13 protein-coding genes are annotated in these 17,304 nt (G+C 66.9%); 3 read left to right on the plus strand and 10 right to left on the minus strand.

What is annotated here, in order from left to right; translation table 11 throughout:
• Positions 1-100: 100 nt before the first annotated feature.
• From Aph01nite_RS17975 to Aph01nite_RS17985, 3 genes are all read right to left on the minus strand, one after another.
• Positions 101-895, minus strand: coding sequence for an alpha/beta hydrolase (locus Aph01nite_RS17975; protein ID WP_204042062.1), 795 nt, complete (start codon positions 893-895; stop codon positions 101-103).
• Positions 892-1,377 carry an alpha/beta fold hydrolase gene (locus Aph01nite_RS17980; RefSeq protein ID WP_204042063.1) on the minus strand — a complete coding sequence of 162 codons (486 nt, stop codon included), beginning with the start codon at positions 1,375-1,377 and terminating at the stop codon, positions 892-894. The genes Aph01nite_RS17975 and Aph01nite_RS17980 overlap by 4 nt, the downstream gene beginning before the upstream one ends.
• 172 nt (positions 1,378-1,549) lie before the next feature.
• A complete protein-coding gene (locus Aph01nite_RS17985) occupies positions 1,550-4,264 on the minus strand; it encodes a helix-turn-helix transcriptional regulator (RefSeq protein WP_204042064.1) in 2,715 nt (904 codons plus the stop codon).
• 226 nt (positions 4,265-4,490) lie between these two features.
• Here Aph01nite_RS17985 and Aph01nite_RS17990 point away from each other — a divergent pair, with 226 nt between their 5' ends.
• Positions 4,491-5,054, plus strand: a complete 564-nt coding sequence (locus Aph01nite_RS17990) for a dihydrofolate reductase family protein (protein WP_204042065.1) — start codon at positions 4,491-4,493, stop codon at positions 5,052-5,054.
• Between the two features lie 209 nt (positions 5,055-5,263).
• On the opposite strand, the gene Aph01nite_RS17995 is transcribed toward Aph01nite_RS17990, so the two are convergent.
• The 7 genes from Aph01nite_RS17995 to Aph01nite_RS18025 form a co-directional block, all read right to left on the minus strand.
• Positions 5,264-6,271, minus strand: a complete 1,008-nt coding sequence (locus Aph01nite_RS17995; RefSeq protein ID WP_204042066.1) for an RNA polymerase subunit sigma-70 — start codon at positions 6,269-6,271, stop codon at positions 5,264-5,266.
• A 257-nt stretch (positions 6,272-6,528) separates the two neighbouring features.
• Positions 6,529-7,917 carry a BNR repeat-containing protein gene (locus Aph01nite_RS18000; protein ID WP_204042067.1) on the minus strand — a complete coding sequence of 463 codons (1,389 nt, stop codon included), beginning with the start codon at positions 7,915-7,917 and terminating at the stop codon, positions 6,529-6,531.
• Positions 7,918-7,994: 77 nt separating this feature from the next.
• Positions 7,995-8,885, minus strand: a complete 891-nt coding sequence (locus tag Aph01nite_RS18005) for a family 43 glycosylhydrolase (protein WP_204042068.1) — start codon at positions 8,883-8,885, stop codon at positions 7,995-7,997.
• A gap of 100 nt (positions 8,886-8,985) precedes the next feature.
• The gene (locus Aph01nite_RS18010; RefSeq protein ID WP_204042069.1) at positions 8,986-10,509 is read right to left on the minus strand and encodes an RICIN domain-containing protein; all 1,524 of its coding nucleotides are present in this window, start codon (positions 10,507-10,509) and stop codon (positions 8,986-8,988) included.
• A 169-nt stretch (positions 10,510-10,678) separates the two neighbouring features.
• Complete coding sequence (locus tag Aph01nite_RS18015; RefSeq protein WP_204042070.1) at positions 10,679-11,788, minus strand: glycoside hydrolase family 43 protein; 1,110 nt, start codon at positions 11,786-11,788, stop codon at positions 10,679-10,681.
• 35 nt (positions 11,789-11,823) lie between these two features.
• Positions 11,824-13,257 (minus strand): RICIN domain-containing protein, encoded by a 1,434-nt coding sequence (locus Aph01nite_RS18020; protein ID WP_204042071.1) that lies wholly within the window; start codon positions 13,255-13,257, stop codon positions 11,824-11,826.
• Between the two features lie 422 nt (positions 13,258-13,679).
• Positions 13,680-14,117 (minus strand): type 1 periplasmic-binding domain-containing protein, encoded by a 438-nt coding sequence (locus Aph01nite_RS18025; protein ID WP_204042072.1) that lies wholly within the window; start codon positions 14,115-14,117, stop codon positions 13,680-13,682.
• Between the two features lie 804 nt (positions 14,118-14,921).
• On the opposite strand from Aph01nite_RS18025, the gene Aph01nite_RS18030 reads away from it, so the two are divergent.
• Both Aph01nite_RS18030 and Aph01nite_RS18035 read left to right on the plus strand, forming a co-directional pair.
• Entirely contained in the window at positions 14,922-15,062 is a 141-nt protein-coding gene (locus Aph01nite_RS18030; protein ID WP_204042073.1) for a hypothetical protein, read from the plus strand.
• 100 nt (positions 15,063-15,162) lie between these two features.
• The gene (locus tag Aph01nite_RS18035; protein ID WP_204042074.1) at positions 15,163-17,037 is read left to right on the plus strand and encodes a hypothetical protein; all 1,875 of its coding nucleotides are present in this window, start codon (positions 15,163-15,165) and stop codon (positions 17,035-17,037) included.
• Positions 17,038-17,304 lie beyond the last annotated feature (267 nt).

Raw genomic sequence — 17,304 nt, forward strand, 5'->3', positions numbered from 1 at the left:
GGCGCACGCCGACTTCACCGCCCTGCGGGCGAGCAGGAGGCCGTCAGCCGCTGGTACGGATGCGAAAGGGCCGGCCGGCGGGCCCTTCCGATTTCTGGTCTTATTTGGCGTGATCGAGGGCCCATTCGAGGACGTGGTCGGCGATGGCCTCCCAGCCGGGGGCGGCGGGAAGGAGGTGCGGGTAGCCCTCGTAGTGCTTGAGTTCGGTGATGGTCTTGGACTTGTAGTGCCTGGCGTTGGACTCCTGGACGGCGGGGGGCATGATGTGGTCCTCGCTCGCCGACACGAAGAGCAGGGGTGCCCGGGCGTCGTTGTGGTAGTCGACGGCGACGGCCTGCTTGCCGGGCTGGAAGTTGGCCAGGACGCTGTCCCACAGGATGCGGCCCGACACCGGGATGGAGTAGCGCTCGTAGAGGGCGCGGGACTCGTCTTCGGGGAAGGTGTTGGTGAAGGCGTAGCGCCACTGGTCGTACTCGATCGGGACGGCCTTGTGGTGGTTGGCCGGGCTCTTCAACACGGGGAAGGTCGACTTGACCTGGCTGAACGGGACGACCCGCACGCCCTCGGTAGGGGCCGAGTTGAGGGCGACGCCGGCCGCGCCGTAGCCGTGGTCGAGAAGGATCTGGGTGAAGGCGCCGCCGGCCGAGTGGCCGATGAGGACGGGCTTCTCGTCCAGGTCACCGATGACCTTCTCGAACTTCTCGATGATCTGCGGGACGCGCAGGTCGACGATCGGGGTCGGGTCGGCGCGCAGCGCCTCCACCTCGACCTCGAAGCCCGGATATCCCGGGGCCAGTACGCGGAAGCCCTTGGCCTCGTAGTGCGTGACCCAGTTCTCCCAGGATCGGGGGGTGACCCAGAAGCCGTGGATGAGGACGATCGTGTTGGGTTTCATGCCAGTTTGTCTCCGTTGAGGAAGGCGAGCAGGTCGGCGCCGAGCCGCTCCTTGTGGGTGTCGGTGAGGCCGTGCGGAGCGTCGGCGTAGACGATGAGCTCGGCCCCCTTGATCAGGTCGGCGGAGGCTTGGCCGCCGACCTCAAACGGCACCACCTGGTCGTCGTCCCCGTGAATGACCAGGGCGGGCACGTCGAACCTGGCGAGGTCGCCGCGGAAGTCGGTGGCGGAGAACGCGGCGACGCACTCGTAGGCGTTGCGGTGCCCGGCGGCCACCGATTGCAGCCAGAACGCGTCCCGGATGCCCCGAGAGACGTTCACGCCGGGCCGGTTGTGGCCGAAGAACGGCCCGTCGGCGAGATCCTTGTACGCCTCCCAGCTGTCGGAGTTCAGCGGCCATCCGTGGCTCAGCACGACCGGGCGGCCGGCGCCCCAGTTCTTGTAGAAGATCCGGGTGCCGTCGGTGGTGGTGACGAAGGGCATGGATCCTCTCAGTCGGTCAGGTCGCGGGTGGAGCGGGCGCTTCGCCAGCGATGACCGCCGCGGATCCGGTCAGGGCCGTGCGGCGGGGAATCGGTGACATGCCAGGGACGTTACGCGGCGCCGCCGGCTCGCTCGTGAGTAAAACGACTGCATCGGGGGATCCGCTGACGGCTCAGAGCCGGTGTTGCGCGGCCATCCGCTGCAGCTCTCCGCGCGAGGTGATGCCGAGCTTGGGGAACATCCGGTACAGGTGGCTGCCGACGGTCCGGTGCGAGATGAACAGGCCCTTGGCGATGTCCCGGTTGGACAACCCCTGCGCGACCATGGACGCGATCTGGATCTCCTGAGGCGACAACGTGTCCCAGACGTCGGCCACACGCGAGTCGCTGCGCTCTCCGGCTGCCCGCAGCTCGTTCCTGGCGCGCTCCGCGAGAGGCCGGGCGCCCAGGCTGTCGAATCCGTCCCGGGCCTGGCGCAGGTAGTCGCGTGACTGGCGGACGCGCCGCCGGCGGCGCAACGTCATCCCGTACGTGAAGAGCAGGCGATAGCGCTCGTACGGCCACATCGTCATGTCGATCCGCAGCGCCTCGGCGAACCGTGACTCCGCCTCGTCGTCGGGGGCCAGTACCGCCCTTGCGAAGCTGAGGTTCATGCGTCCCGTGGGCGAGGTCGTCTCGCGTACCTCCGGACGCAGGTTGGCGACGAGCGAGCGGGCGGCGGCGAGCTCACCGCATGCCGCGGCGGCTTCGGCCATGCTCGCCAGCGACCACAGGGCGTGTGCCGGGTGGTAGGCGCCGTTGGCCGGATCGTGCAGCTGGGCGAGACAGGTGAACGCGTGCTCGTAGTGACCCTGCCCCGATGCGATGGCGGCTCGCGCGACCAGTGTCGCGGCCTCGATGGTGGCGAATCTGCGGGAGTCGGTGAGATCGGCGCCGGCGATGAGGTTCTCGGCGGTGGCGAAGTCGCCCCGGAACGCCGCCACGGCGGCGTGGGCCACCCGCGAGCTGGCCTCCCAGAACGGCTGACGGGTCTCGGCGCACAGGCGGGTGCTCTCCTCGGCCGCGGCCACGGAGTGGGACCAGTGCCCTCGGCGCAGCGCCGTCCACGCGAGCAGTGACAGCGTCCTGCCGAGGGTGTACAGCTGACCTTCCGAACGGAGCCGTTCCGCCGCCTCGGCGAGCAGCCCTTCGGAGAGGTCGAAGGCTCCCGCGCAGGCCGCCGCGTGGGCGAGGCGGTAGGTGGTGGTCGCGTCCCGGGCCGCGGCCGGTACCTGGGCTATCAGTGCCCGTACCGTGTCGGAGCTGTCGAAAGGTGAGCCGTAGGCGAGCAGTTCGGCACGTGTCGGGAGGTCGGCGACTGCCAGCCGGTCCGCGGCGGCGATCACCTCCTTGCCGATCGGGCGGCCGGGGAGAAGATTCCAGCAGCGGAGCGCCGCCGCGCGGATCAGGTCGGTCGCCAGCCGGTCGTCGCCGATCGCTCTGGCCCGCCCGGCGAGGTCGACGAGGGTGGTGATGCGCCGCTCCCCGCCACCGTCTCCGCTGGCCAGCTCGTTCAACCACTCATATCGGAGGTCGTCGTGCTCGCCGTCCACGAGATCCCGGTAGCGGGTGCGTAACCGTTCTCCGGACTCCGGCTGGCCGACCGCGTAGGCGAGCGCGGCGGCCTGGTAGGTGCGCTCCCTCTTGTCACGGCCGTCGACGGACAGCTGGGCCGCGCGCTCCAGGGCCCGTACCGCGTTCGCCGGGGCACCGCGTTTGATCGCCTGCTCGGCGTGCTGTTCCAGGTCGGCCGCCAGCGCGGCGTCCGGTCTCAACGCCGCGGCGGCCCAGTGCCACACAGATCGTTCCGGCTGGTCGACCAGGACACGTGCCAGCGCGCTGTGGCAGGCCCGCCGCCGGTCGGGTCCGAGGGGTTGCAGGATCGCGGATCGGATGAGCGGATGCCGGAAGCGTACGGCGGCGCCGTCCACCACGATCAACCCGGCCGACACCGCCGGGTCGAGGGAGGGGGTGTTGCCAGAACCGGACAGCAGTTCGGCGGCCGCGACGATCTCGGCGACGTCGTCGGAATCGTTGAGCGCCGCCACCTCCAAGATCTTCTTGGTGGTGTCGTCGAACTCACCGATGCGGGCCAGGAACGAGTTCTCCAGGCGCGCGGTCAGCGGTAACCGGTCGAATTCCGCGCCGGAGTGCACGTCCAGCGCGCGAGGCAACTCCAGCAAGGCGAGGGGGTTGCCGCATGCGGCGTCGAGCAGCAGCGACCTCCTACCCGGATCCAGCGCGCCGGCGGCGCCGTCGAGCAGCACGGCCGCGGACTCCACGTCGAGCGGGGCGATGTCCATGCTCGGAATGGCCGCGTCGAGCAGGAACCCTGGCTCGCTCTCGCGGTGCGTCGCGAGCAGCACGATGCGGTCGGAGGAGATCCTGCGGGCGACGAAGGCCAACGCCTGCTGACTGGCCGGGTCCATCCACTGCGCGTCGTCCGCCAGCAGGAGTACCGGCCGATCGGCCGCCGCCTCCGCCAATAGCTCCAGAGCCGCCATGGCCACCGTGTACGGGTCCGGCGACGCGCCCGCCGTACGGCCGAAGGCGACATCGAGGGCGAGCCGGTAGTGCGGGGTCAGCCGGTCGGCGTGGCCGAGAATCGGCCGCAGCACCTGGTGCAGCGCGGCGTAGGGCAGTCCGAATTCGGTGATGGAACCGACCGCCCGCACCACACGGAACCTTCCGGCGCCTGCCGCGGCGGCCCACTCCAGCAGGGCCGACTTGCCCACGCCGGGCGTACCGCGGAAGACCAGGGCGGCGCCCGCCTCGGCGGCTCCGTCGAGCAGTGCGCCGATGGCAGCCTGTTCCGGTGCCCGCCCGACCAGTGAAAGATGTTCGCCCACGCATAGCTCCGTCGTGCACTTCGATGTCGTGCCCGTGCGTACTGAGGTTATCTGCAGGAAGATCACATGCCCGGCGTCGGGAGCTGCTTGGCGATCTCCAGCGCGGTGAGAGGCCCGGCGCTGTGAGCTGTGTGACGGTGGTGCTCGAGCCCGCCGAGCACGCGCACCGATTAGGTTTCCGCGCCGCGCCCGTCTGTACGTGTGAGATCGACTCACGGGAGGCACGATGCGAAAACTGATCTTCGGCATGAACCTGAGCCTGGACGGCTACATCGCCGCGCCCGGCGACGACCTCGGCTGGAGCGTACCGAGCGACGAGCTGTTCCAGTGGTGGTCCGACCGGGTGGGGGCGAGCGATCTGTCGCTGTACGGGCGCAAGCTGTGGGAGACGATGAGCTCCCACTGGCCGACCGCCGACCAGCAGCCCAACGCTACTCCGGCGGAGATCGAGTACGCCCGCCGCTGGCGGGACATGCCGAAGGTGGTGTTCTCCTCGACGACCAGCACGGTCGGCTGGAACACCCGCCTGGTCACCGGCGACGCGGTCACCGAGATCACCCGGCTCAAGGCCGAAGACGGCGGCCCCATGGACATCGTCGGCGCCACACTTGCCGCAGCGGCCATGCGGGCCGGGCTGATCGACGAGTACGTGCTGGTCACCGCGCCGGTCCTGGTGGGCGGCGGCACGCCGTTCTTCACCGCGCTGGACAGCTGGGTGAACCTGAACCTGGTCGAGACGCGGACATTTCCCGGCGGCGTGATGCTGACCCGATACGAGACGAGGCGATGAGCACGGGCCGAATGCTCGGCTCGTAAGGCCAGGTCGGGCGTGCTCACCAGGACCCTCGGCGATGAGGGAACCCTTTCTCGGCCCTTCCTTGGGTTCCGAGTGAGCTGTTGACCGACTCGCTGAAGACGAGGACGACGGCGTCGTTGATCGTGACGATGTTCTTCGGGCATGAAGATGCCCCGCCGGCGGGGCAACGGGGACTTGTCTGATCACAGCGTCGCGGGCAGGCCCAGCCATGGTTTGTCGGCGGCGTCGAATCCGGTGAGCTCGGCGACCTTCCCGTCGACGATGTGCAGGACCGCCATGGCGAATAGCCGGTACTCCGGGTCGTCGGGGGTGCGGAGGTACAGCACGGCGGCAGGCATGCGGTTGACCGTCGTGGCGACGCAGCGCCAGTCGTCGTGGCCGCGCTGGAAGAGCCCACCGGAGACCCAGCCGTCCACCGCGTCCTTGGCCCCCATGATCACGGTGCCCGGATCGGGCAGCATCGCGAAGCGCAGGTCTTCGCGCAGCAGGGCCATCAGCCCGTCGAGGTCGTTGCGCTCATGGGCGTCCATGTACGACTTCACCACGCCGCGCTCGTCATCCGACAGCTCGTGCGTGGCAGGGCTCCGCCAGTCGAGGCGGCGGTCGGGCAACCGCTCGCGCATCGTCACGCGCGCCCGCTGCAGTGCGCTGGTCACCGATGCGACGGTCAGCTCGAGGGCGTCGGCGGCCTTCGACGCCGGCCAGCCGAGGACGTCGCGCAAGATGAACACCGCCCGCTGCCGCGGCGGCAGGTGCTGGACGGCGACGATGAACGCCAGCTCGATCGTCTCCCGCGCCACCACCGATTCCTGCGGGTCCTCCGGGAGCATCCGGTCCGGGTAGGGCTGCAGGTACTGCACTTCCGAGCCCGCACCCGGCAGCTCGGCAGGTACGGGTGTGCGGTCGTTGCGCTTCTCCAGGAAGTCGAGGCAGGCGTTCGTCGCGATCCGGTACAGCCAGGTCCGCAGCGCGGCGTGACCCTGGAACGACTCCCGCTTGTTCCACACCCGCAGGAACGTCTCCTGCGTCATGTCCTGGGCGTCCTCGTAGTTCGCGAGCATCCGATAGCAGTGCACCTGCAGCTCACGCCGATAGCGCTCCGTGATGAGCGCGAACTGTGCCGCGTCGGTTGAGCGGGCCGCCGCGATGAACGCGGCCTCGTCATCGCCTGGCAGTCTGGCGTCGTTCATGGTCGTCAATCCTTCCGCAGGTGGCGAGGGGCCACCAGAACTGACGACGTGGCGGAGGATTTCTGAGCGGTGAAGCCCTTGGCTGATCCCGGCGACATGATTGTGGACCAGGACCTCGCGAACGAACGGGCAGCCGGAACAGCGTCCCGCGCCAGGATCCATCCCGGCCCGATCCATACGATCAGGAACCCGGCAAGCCGCTGCGGATCAGCGAGATCTCGGCGCGCATCACCGCGGAGGTGATGCGCGCCGAGGGTTCAGCCGCCGGTGGTGTTCCAGTTCTGTACCTCGATCTGGCTGCCGCCCCTGCGGGGGGCGTAGATGCTGAGGACGTTTTGTGATTTCAGTCGTGCGTGGTCGATCAGCGGGTCTGACATGTAGTTTGCGGCGGAGCGGTTCCGGACGGTCCAGTCGGTCCAGCCGGACGCCTTCGAGGCAGTCGCGATCTGTAGGACGTTGGTGCCGGAGTGGCCGCTGACGACGTACAGGTTGTCGTGAGAGTCGACCGCGATGTCACCGCGGCTCAGTCCTTCGGTGTAGTTCAGGTACCGCTGTTTCCACTCTTTGGACGCCTTTTCCCGCCAGTAGTGCACGAGTACCACGCTGTTACGGGCGGTGTTGAAGTCGGTGATGCTCGGTGTGTTGGCGGGCAGATGCGAGGCGAGCACGTGCACGACGCCTGCGGCGTCCACCACCTGGGACTCCTGGTTCATCAGGCCGCGGTTCTGGCTGTTGGGCCAGACCCGCAGGCCGGTGGCGCTGGAGGCCAACGGGTTGGAGCCGGTGGTGGCTATCACCGTGCCTGCGTTGTTGCGCCAGTTGCGGCCCTTGTCACTGCTGTAGGCGTAGTAGATGTCGTGGTTGCTGCTGCCGTTGGAGGTCTCGCGTACGGTCCAGGTGGCGTGTAGGAGGCCTCCGCTGTCGTATTCGATCCCGAACAGGTACGCGTTGTTATCGGACGAGGTGCCGTCGATGAACTCGCCGATGTAGCTCCACGAGCCTGATCGGTACTCGAAGAGGACCTCGTCGCCGTTGCCACTGACCCCGGTGCGAATGGCCATTTGCAGGGTGCCGTCGGCGGCGGCGAAGAACTGTGGATAGGTCAGTTGTGAGAAGTTCTGGCCGCCGAGACTGTTCTGTACGGTGCCGAAGCTGCCGGCCGCCCAGTTGGCGCTGCCCGGCGAGGTGGCCAGACCGGTGGCGGACCGGCGGTATTTGAGCCGGTTTGAGTGCATGTCGAAGGCCAGGTGGATGGAACCGTCCTGGGGTGAGATGCCGATGCAGATGACGTTGTGCGAGTCGGTGGACGTGGTCTGGTAGTCGGTCAGCCGAACGTTCTGCCAGCTACCGGTGCCTCCCTGGCGGCGGGAGATGTTGGCGTAGCCGCTCTGGTCCCAGAAGGCGGCGTACTGCCAACCGTTGAAGGTGGTGATTCCGTCCTGTTGGAAGGATTCACCATTCATCAGACCGGAGTAGCTCACTGCCGTCCGTCCGCTGCTGGTCAGCGTGGTCGTGCTGGATTGGCTCACCGTAGGGGCCGCGGCGAGGACTGCCGTGGGTCCGATGAAGACAGTGGCTGAGGTTGCCGTCAGCAAGCTCGCCACCTCGGCCGCGATGGTGCGGAGTGAGGAGGTGAAACGTCTCATCAACAGTGCCTCCCTTGCTTCACGATGTTGGGGGATGAAGGGAAGGTGTTTCAGGAGCGTTACGGTGGAAACGGATGTTACTTCGGAATTGCGGTGCCGTGGCGGCAGCCGGAGCAGCCGACCAAGCTCAGACCGCTCCAGGAGTTGAGGTCGGAGCTGGTCGCGGTCCAGATCCCGCCGTTGGTGTATTTGTCGATGTACATGCGGTACTGGCCGTTGTCCATGCGGACCAGGGATGGCCCTTCGTAGCCCGAGCTGAACAGGTTGCCCCGGTTGATCCAGCCGCCGGTGAGCCTGTCCGTGCTGGTCCAGTGCTCGATGTACTTGGTCGTCTCGTTCTTGACGAACGCGTGCCACGTATTGCCCGACTTCACCACATAAACATCGATGTGGTTGGTGCCCAGGCCCCACATCTGCTGCGGTCCGCTCCACGAGGTGAGGTCACCGTTCTGCGCCGTGTAGACGTAGGGGCGGAAGCAGTTGGAGCAGGTCGTCTGCGCGACGTTCGCGATGATGTTGACGGTGTTGCCCTCGACGTAGAACTCGGGCGCCCACGTGAACCTGGTGTTGCTGATCCCGGAGGGTACGGTGGCGATGTTGGTCCAGCTCTGCAGATTCGTGCTGCGCGCGACGGCGAAGTAGGTCGAGTTCGTCGTCCAGGACTGCCACGTGTAGGCGATGTAGTAGGTGCTGCCCCGCTTGATGATGCTCGGGTCGCGGAGCACACCGGTCGGGCCCCGGAAGTTGGTGTCGTACAGAACGCTGTAGCTCGTGCCGCCGTTGGTGGACTGGTAGATCCACAGCTCCTGGTCGGCCGCCGAGTCACCCTTGAACGTCGCATAGATCAGCGTCGTGGCCGCGGACGCCGGTTGGGCGATGACCAGATTTCCGAGAAGGGCGGCGAGAATGCCCGTGAGCGCCGCCAGCCAGCGGAAGCGGGGAGAAAGCTGAGCGATGTAGCTTCTCATATGCTCTCATTCTGAATTCGTAACGGATTTCTAGATGTCTGCGGACGCATTAGGCGACGCACCACCACGCCCGAACGAGAAGATCACGTCGAGACGACCGTTAGACGGCCGTGCGCGACCACTGCTGGTTGGTGCCGGTGTTGCACGGATACTGCTTGAGGATCACGCCGTCCGCGGTCGATGCGGACGGTACGTCCACGCATTTGCCGCTGTGTCGTGCCCGGAGCTGGAAGTAGCTGCCGTTGGCGACCATCTGGAACTGCTGGTTGGTGCCGGTGCCACAGGTGTACTGGGCGAGCTCGGCGCCGTCGGCGGTTGAAGCGCTCACCACGTCAAGGCACTTTCCGCTGTGGCGGCTGATGATGCGCCAGTAGCCGCTGCCGGCGTCCTGGAACTGCCACTGCTGCCACGCGTTGCCGCCGTAGGTGTACTGGCCGACGCGCGCACCGTTGTCGGTGTTCGGTTGCTGGACGTCCATGGCCTTGCCGCTGTGGCGCACATTGATCCTGTAGACCGTCCCCGACGCCGGCGGAGGAGTGGAGCCGCCGATGGTGTCACCCCAGGCATACCGGATTCGGTCAGCGCCGGAGGTGTTGCGGACCGTCAAGTTGAGATTCGTGCCGCTGGCGCTGAGAGCGTACATGGAGTAGTGGTCGTAGCCGAGGCTTCCGGTTGGCTTGCCGCCGAGGGCGGGCCAGTAGGTGCCGCCCATTTGGTTGTCACGCATGACCTGGGCCATGGCGCGGATGTGGCGCACGAAGTTGTCGGTGCTGTTCGCGTCGCCGTAGTTGAGGCCAGTGGACATCGGCGCGCCGAACTCGGTCGCGACCGCGCGGGAGGCGCAGTTGCCCAGACGCGTCTGGATGTGGCTTCGGAAGGCGTCGTACGTCATCGCGCTGTAGAAGAAGGCGTAGTGGTGGAAGGACAGCAGCGTCGAGTTGAAGCGGCTGTCGTTGCAGACGTCCCGCAGGTCCTGGCTGTAGCCGGTGCCGCCGATGAGCACCCTGCCGGGCACTGCCGAGGTGTGGTAGCTGAGCCAGTTCGCTGCGACGTTGCGCCAGTCCGCCGATGTGTAGCCGTGCGGCTCGTTCATCGGCTCGAAGTAGACGTTGCTGTTCGACCCGTACGTGTTGGTCACGCTGGACCACATCGTGTTCCATGCGGCGATGTTCGTGATCTTGCCGCCGGAGGCGGCGCCGTCCTCCCAGTAGGCGAGGATGACCTTGAATCCACGGGCGGTGGCGGCGTCAATGGCGCCGCGATAGGCGTTCCACCAGGTCGTGTTGGCCACAGTGTGCGTGTTGATGGGCAGCCGGACGGTGTTGACCCCCATGGTGGAGGCCATGTCGTCGTAGAGAGCGTTGGCCTTGGCCCGTACGGTCGCGTTGCTGTCGGACTGACTCAGGCCCTGCACGACGAGCGTGCCGGTGCTGAAGTTGTCACCCAGCACGGCCCAGTTCATGCCGCGGAACTGGCGGGTGGCGGCATCGGCCGGCGGCGCGGAGACGAGACTTGCCACTGCGGTGAGCGCGGCCACCACGAGGGCGATCAGCAACCGGCGCAGCGACCGAGTGCTGCGCGATGGTCCTGATGAGTAACCATCAGACGCCATGATCAGTGCCATGGAATGTCCAATCACTAGATCTGAATTCCCGGGTCGAACTCGCTGACGTACGTCCGGGCCGCATCGTGCTGCTCCAGCAGCAGGACCGGCGGCTACGTAACGGCGGCGTACAGCGGATTGGCAGGTGGGACGCCCTTGCCGCGGGCGTCCCACCGCGCCACAAGGGGTGTTACGAGTCGCCGGAGGGACCCGCGATCGAGGTCCCGGTCCGGACCGGCACGCCGAGGTTGGGCGAGCCGTCCGAGTTCCAGTTGATCTTCTGAGCCCGCGTGGTGCGGGTGGTGCCACAGCCCTGGCCGGCGGAGGCGTTCGCGTGGTAGACGACCCAGGTTTCGGCGTTGTCGGGTGACCTGACGAAGGACGCGTGGCCCGGGCCGTAGACGCCGTTGGCGTCGTTGCGTTGGAAGATTGGCGTGGACTTCTTCGTCCATGAGCTGGGCGACATCGGGTCGCCACCGGTCCAGGTCAGCATGCCGAGCTTGTAGTCAGGCGTCTGACAGGAGCTCGCCGAGTACGTCAGGAATGTCTTTCCGGCGTTGTATACGGCGTAAGGGCCTTCGTTGACCGCCCCGCCCTGCCGCTCCCACGACAGCGTCGGGGACGAGATCCGAACTCCGTTCCGCGAGACCTGGGTCGGCGACGACATCGGGGCGATGAACAGCCCCTGTTCCCCACCGCGGAATGCGGAGTAGACGAAGTGGTTCACGTGGCCGTTGAACCGGACCACGCTGCCGTCGATCGCCCACCCGTTGTTGGGCTCCAGGTTGAGGATTCCCCGGTAGGTGTACGGGCCCATCGGGTCCGTACCGGAGCTCTCCAGCACGCCGGTCCGGCGCTGACCCTGGCCCGGCGACGCCTCGGCCGAGAAGTACAGGTACCACCGGTTGTTGATCCACTGCAGGTCCGGTGCCCACATCGTGCAGCAGCCGGGCCCGGCGGCCAGGGTGAACACCGTGGTCTCCGCTGCGGTCTTCAAGCCGGCCATGGTGGACGACCTGCGCATGATGATCTTCGAGGACCACGTCGTGGCCACGTAGTACCAGTTGCCGCCGCTGTACACGATCGACGGGTCCGCGCTGTTGGGTGTTCCCACGAGGGGGTTGGTGAAGGACGGCCCGGGTGCCGCTGCGGCACGACCGGAGCCGGTGACGGTCACGGCGGCGGCCGGGCCGGCGACCACCAGCGACTGGCACAACGCGAGCAGTACCACGACGGCCGTCGCCAAAGCGGCGCCGACGTGACGGCGGATGGGGGTGCGAGGGGTTGCGAGTCTGTTCATAGCGATGCCTCTTGTCGCAGCCGACCGGTCAGGGCTCAGGATTGGGTGCGGGTCCATTGCTGGTTGGTGCCGGTGCCGCAGGTGTACTGCTGGATGTCGGCTCCGTCGGCGGTGGAAGCGCTGGTGACGTCGAGGCATTTGCCGCTGTGGCGGGCCCTGAGCTGGAAGTAGCTGCCGGTGGCGGCCCACTGCCACTGCTGGTTGGTGGCTCCGCCGCAGGTGTACTGGATGACGTTCGCGCCGTCGGCGGTCGAGCCGCCCGACACGTCCAGGCATCTGCCGCTGTTCTGGTTCACCAGGCGGAAGTAGCCGCCGCCCGCGTCCTGGAACTGCCACCGCTGGTTGCCGCCGCCGTTCCACGGATACTGCTTGACCTCGGCGTTGTTGGCCATGGACGCCCCGACGAGGTCCATCACCTTGCCGCTGTGCCGGGCCGTGATCCGGTACGACGGCGTGGACCCGGAGCCCGTGACCGTGCCCGTGGCGGCGTCGATCGTGACCTGCGGGTGCCAGCTCAGGCTCATGCTCGTCGCGGACGGGAACGTGATCGGCAGCCAGACGTACTGGGAGTCGTTCACCGGGCCGCCCCACGCGCCCGCCCACCGGTCGCCCAGGTAGAGGTAGCTCGTCGTCGAGGTGCCCTGCACCGGCAGCACGTACGCCGGCTGGGAGCCGAAGGTCGTGCCGTCGCCGGTGTTGGTCCATCCGCTCCACGGGCCGGAGACGCTGGAGGCCGTCGCGTACTTCGCCTGGTTGGGGTTCCAGCCGGTGGCCGCGGACGTCAGCAGGAAGTACGTCGAGCCCCGCTTGAACATCGCCGGAGCCTCACGGTGGGCGTCGTTCCAGAAGTTGCCGACCAGCGAGGCGACGTTCAGGTAGTCGGCGGTGAGCCGGTAGATGTGCAGGTCGTAGTTCTCGTCCGCCGCGGAGATCATGTACGCGGTGCCGCCGTCGTTGAACAGCGTGATGTCGCGCGACATGTGCTGGCCCAGCGGACGGAAACTGCCGTGGTAGGTGTAGTCGCCGTCGATGGTCGCCGAGGAGGCCACGGCGGCGCGCGCCTCCCCGTAGTCCCGGCCGTTCTCCTTGTGCATCCACATGACGTAACGGCCGGTGGAGCTGTTGTAGATGACCTTCGGCCGTTCGATGTTGGCGACGTTCAGTTCGGCGTTCGAGGTCCGGGTGAGCACGTCGCGCCGGAACTCCCAGTTCAGCAGGTCGGTGGACCGGTAGACCGAGACCGCGCGGAAGGTGTTGTCGGCGTTGCGGTTCTCGCCGAACCAGTAGTGGTACGCGCCGGACTTCAGCATCCCGCCGCCGTGGGCGTGCACGACGTTTCCGGCGGTGTCACGGAACTGGGTCCCGTTGGTGATCGTGACCGGAGCCGCCTGGGCGGGCGCCGGTTGGGCGACGACGGCACCGGCGACCAGCAGGGCGGCGGCCGCCGCCCTGCGTAAGCCTGTTCTCATCGTTCTCGGCCTCCTCGTACGTGACCCGACGGAGGACCATGCCGAGCGCGTGCTCGGCGAGCTCATCAGGACCATGAGCGAGGCGGTGATGTTGGAGCGCAAAGACATTGGGCCACCCTTCGACAGCGGAAAACAGAGTGTTTGCGCTAACAGCGAAGGACACAGGCCGGGCGGGAAAACCGGGGGAACCCCCGGCGGGACGGGGGCGATCGGTTCGCGGCAATGTTGCTGCTGTGTTTCGCAGCAGTGTTTACGTTACCATCGCGGTTTGTCAACAGGCGGCCGCGAGAAATGCGAATCGGCGGAATCATCGATATGGCGGTGTTGGCCGATCCGATGGGACCGCACCCACGGAGGTGACACACGCCTCGCCGTGGCCACCGACGTCTCGCCCCTCCTGGCTCGCGCCCCCGGAGGTTCCTTCATTCAGGTGGGGGGATGTCAGCCCCGGCGGTGTACCCGGATCTGGCCGACCAGTTGCGGGTCCAGCGGCTCGGGGACCGGGCGGCCCGGCGGTTTTCAGTGCCTAGCGCCGTGCTTGGGGCCTGGCGCTGGCTGGCGGACGAGGTCTCGAGGCCGGAGACGTGCCAGACCGTCTCGTGGCCGTTGTCCTGGCCCAGTGAAAGTGGCACGTACGGAATCCGGGGCGGCTTGCCGCTCCTCGCCAGGATCGGCCGGAGGCCGAATGCCCAGCGAGGGAAGGGCGCGGTCGCCGTCGCCGACACCCTGCTCCCGCCCTGCTTTTCGTCGCTTAGGCGGTCATGGCTAGCAATACCGACTACCGAGAAGACGGCAACGACTTCCACGCCCGCCACGTCCAGCACGTGGCCGCCCGTCATCAATAAACCCTGGAACGCCATTACCAATTCTCCTCGCAATTAGGGATCGGGTGTGCGGCGTGGCTTAGGGCTGGCTGAAGGCGTTCGCTTGCTTGATGGACGGGCCCACCCTACGCGCCAAGATGATCAACTCCGGCGGTTCAGTTGAGGTCGCCTTGCGCCACGTCTCCGCGACCTTCGAAGAATTCTGCTGATAGGGGTTGCGGAGGAGAATTATTGCCGCGCGGACGAGGTCGGGGAAATCCGGCTCTGCAGCGATCTGGAGGCCTTCCATAATCAAATGCAAGGCCCCTCAAATTGTTCTGATTCACTTAGTAACTGGTCATTGACAAAGCAGCTGGTGGCCAAGTCTACCGAGTGGACCTCATGGTTGGCACGAGCGAGCGCGCGCCTGACGTCCTTCGAACGCCGCCTGCCGGTGACCGGGCTCGTGCTCGACGTGCGGCGGGATCTGTCTCCCCTTGCGACAAGCGGCGTAACCATTTGCCGCGGTGCCCATCACCGTGGCCGACCATCGACGGCCCGCGCCGGTGTCGAGATGAACCGCCGATTCGACATTCTCGAATGCCCGTGAGGAATCCGTCTATCAGCCAGGAAAGTCCACGAATCGAAACCCTTGACAAGATGTCTCGCATTTATCAAGGCTGTGATCAGGTACCAAATCGAAGAGGATTCGAGTTATTCGAATGGTGACGACAGGAATGCCGACGACGAGGAAGTCGAGTGCGATTAAGGTGTTCGAGCTGCTGAAGACGGTGGCGTCCGCCGGCGTCGCGCACGTCGGGTTCGCCCACGACGACGAAGGTGTGTCGGTCACGGCCAAACGTGTCCACAACCCTCATCTGCCAGGACATGACGGCCGCCCTGGTCGACGACTCGACCGGAAGCACGGGTGCGACCGCGACGCTCGTGCTGACCAATGGTGGCGGGAAGGAGTTACCGCGCGCGAGCGCGACCGACGAGTGAACCGAACCAGCGCACATCGGCACCTGTGACGGGGGCCGCGCCTCACACGCGGCCCCGAGCGGCACGAACGGACGCCTTGCTCAACGGAAAAGGAAGCGCAATGAGAGCAACAACTCGCAATCGCAGACGTCGCCCGGCCGTGGCGGCCCTGAGCGTGGTCACCCTGGGGGCATCTCTGGTCCTCGGCCCGACGTCGGCCGCCGCGGACGGGCCCAGTGCCTCGATCATCTTGGGCGAGATCAACGAGGAGAACGGTCTCCGCCAGATCGAGCAGGGTGACGGCACGACCGCACCCGTGACGGTTGGCGGGCTGAGCGCACGCGCGACCGTGCAGACCTCGGCACCGGCGGAACACATGTACTTCCAGGTCGACGACGCGGTCGCCTTCGATGGCGCGTTCGTCGCGTGCCTGCAGGTTGAGTACTTCGACGAGGGCGGGGCCACATTCCGCGTCCAGTACGACTCGACCAGCAGCGCGTACGGCTCTACGGGTTCGGTGAACCGCACCGGGTCGAACACGTGGAAGACGGCGGGCTTCGAGCTGATGGACGCCCGGTTCGCCAACCGCGAGAACGGCGGCGCCGACTTCCGCGTCGAGGCGGGCTCGGCCGGGGTGACCTTACACAGCGTGAAGTTGACGATCATCCAGGACGACGGAGTGACCCCGCCGTGCGCGGCCGCCTCGCCCGACCCGGAACCCGTCCCCCCGCGCTGGAGGCTCAAGTATGACGAGCCGTTCTCGAAGCGGATCCGCACCGAGGCCAGCCCGTGGGTGCTCGACGACTACAGCGAGCCGGTCGACGACTTCAACGACGACAACGGCGACCTCTACCGCCTTCAGCTCGGTCCCAAGTTCGACGCGGCGATGGCGACCATGCGGACCTACCGGCAGGAGACCGAGTTCGGCCGGGACGGCTGGCTCACGGTGTCCCTCTCCGCGCGAGAGAGCGGCGGGCGGGTCGACGACAGCTATACCGACACCGCCGAACGTCCGTCGATCACGACGGAGAAGCTGGAGACCGTGGGCGCCGTCGCCAAGATCATCGTGCCTCACTACACAGGTGGCGCGATCATCCGCAACACTGAGCCGCTGCCGAAGTACTACCGCATCGAGTACGATCTCAAGACGCTCGACTTCGGCGGCTTGCGTAACGGCTCGCTGTTCTACGACGGCAAGTACAACGGATACACCCTCGGGGAGTGCAAGACGTTCTACCCCTGGGTCGGCAACCCGAACGACATCGAACCGGCCGACCCCTGCGCCACCCGCTCCGTACGGGAGGACAGCAACGAGGCGTACAACGCGTTCCACTTCATGTCGATCCTGGACTTCCCGGCGATGCCCCGGAACCTGGCGATGTACCACTGGCACCGCAAGGTGCTCATGGACCAGTTCAGCCCGGCCCCGTCCCGGAACACGAACGGCTACGACGTCTGTAACTCGCAGACCCGTGAGAAGTACCCCTGGGACCAGAGCAACCGCACCACGGTGAACATGCTCTACTTCACCGGTTCACTCGGTCAGTCGCAGACGTTCGTGACCAGCTGCGACCGTCGGCCGGTTTCCGGCGTGCAGAAGTCGGCCGTGGAACTGCAGCCCGAGCTTATGCCCCACAAGGATTACGCGTTCGCCATCGAGCGCACCGAGGCGGGTTACACGCTCGAGGTGAGCGGCGTCTTCAAGCACGTCGGCAAGCAGACCTACCGGTTCACCCGGGGCTTCATCGACGACGACGCCGGCGTGGTCGGGGCGAACGTCCCGATCTTCCACTACAACGTGGACGCCGAGGAGTACAACGGCCAGTTCAACACGTCGCACACCGCGCGGGGCGCGTTCGGCTCCAAGACGTGGGACAACCAGTGGCCGGCCGGTTCGGCCTACCCCGACTACTTCGTCATCGGTGAGCCGTACACGAACGTCGGTGAGGGCCAGGCCCGCATCGACAACATCCGGCTGTACGTGCCCAAGGATTAGGCACGGGAAGGTCGCGGTCGAACTGACGCAGCCGCGCCCCTGGGACCTCAGACTGCACCCAGGGGCGCGGCCCGCGCTCCGAATTCACGCGATCCTTCATTTCGAGTGATCCGCGGGGGTGTTGGTCGCCGGGATAGCCTTGATCATCTGTTCGGCCTCGGGGGTGACCAGCGCGTCGGCCGGGCGCGCCGGGCGGGTGTCCGCCGTGTCCTTCGTGCCGTCGGGGGACCTGCTGGTCAGCCGCTTGGGGTTGGTTAAGGCAGGTTA

This window comes from Acrocarpospora phusangensis (assembly GCF_016862995.1).
Taxonomy (GTDB): Bacteria; Actinomycetota; Actinomycetes; order Streptosporangiales; family Streptosporangiaceae; genus Acrocarpospora; species Acrocarpospora phusangensis.

Bases quoted from the DNA above. Each gene is read 5' to 3' on its own strand.
- Aph01nite_RS18015 (WP_204042070.1), bottom strand. From the start codon at position 11,788: ATGAACAGACTCGCAACCCCTCGCACCCCCATCCGCCGTCACGTCGGC.
- Aph01nite_RS17980 (WP_204042063.1), bottom strand. From the start codon at position 1,377: ATGCCCTTCGTCACCACCACCGACGGCACCCGGATCTTCTACAAGAAC.
- Aph01nite_RS18020 (WP_204042071.1), bottom strand. From the start codon at position 13,257: ATGAGAACAGGCTTACGCAGGGCGGCGGCCGCCGCCCTGCTGGTCGCC.
- Aph01nite_RS18010 (WP_204042069.1), bottom strand. From the start codon at position 10,509: ATGGCACTGATCATGGCGTCTGATGGTTACTCATCAGGACCATCGCGC.
- Aph01nite_RS18025 (WP_204042072.1), bottom strand. From the start codon at position 14,117: ATGGCGTTCCAGGGTTTATTGATGACGGGCGGCCACGTGCTGGACGTG.
- Aph01nite_RS18035 (WP_204042074.1), top strand. From the start codon at position 15,163: ATGAGAGCAACAACTCGCAATCGCAGACGTCGCCCGGCCGTGGCGGCC.
- Aph01nite_RS17990 (WP_204042065.1), top strand. From the start codon at position 4,491: ATGCGAAAACTGATCTTCGGCATGAACCTGAGCCTGGACGGCTACATC.
- Aph01nite_RS17975 (WP_204042062.1), bottom strand. From the start codon at position 895: ATGAAACCCAACACGATCGTCCTCATCCACGGCTTCTGGGTCACCCCC.
- Aph01nite_RS18000 (WP_204042067.1), bottom strand. From the start codon at position 7,917: ATGAGACGTTTCACCTCCTCACTCCGCACCATCGCGGCCGAGGTGGCG.
- Aph01nite_RS18005 (WP_204042068.1), bottom strand. From the start codon at position 8,885: ATGAGAAGCTACATCGCTCAGCTTTCTCCCCGCTTCCGCTGGCTGGCG.
- Aph01nite_RS17995 (WP_204042066.1), bottom strand. From the start codon at position 6,271: ATGAACGACGCCAGACTGCCAGGCGATGACGAGGCCGCGTTCATCGCG.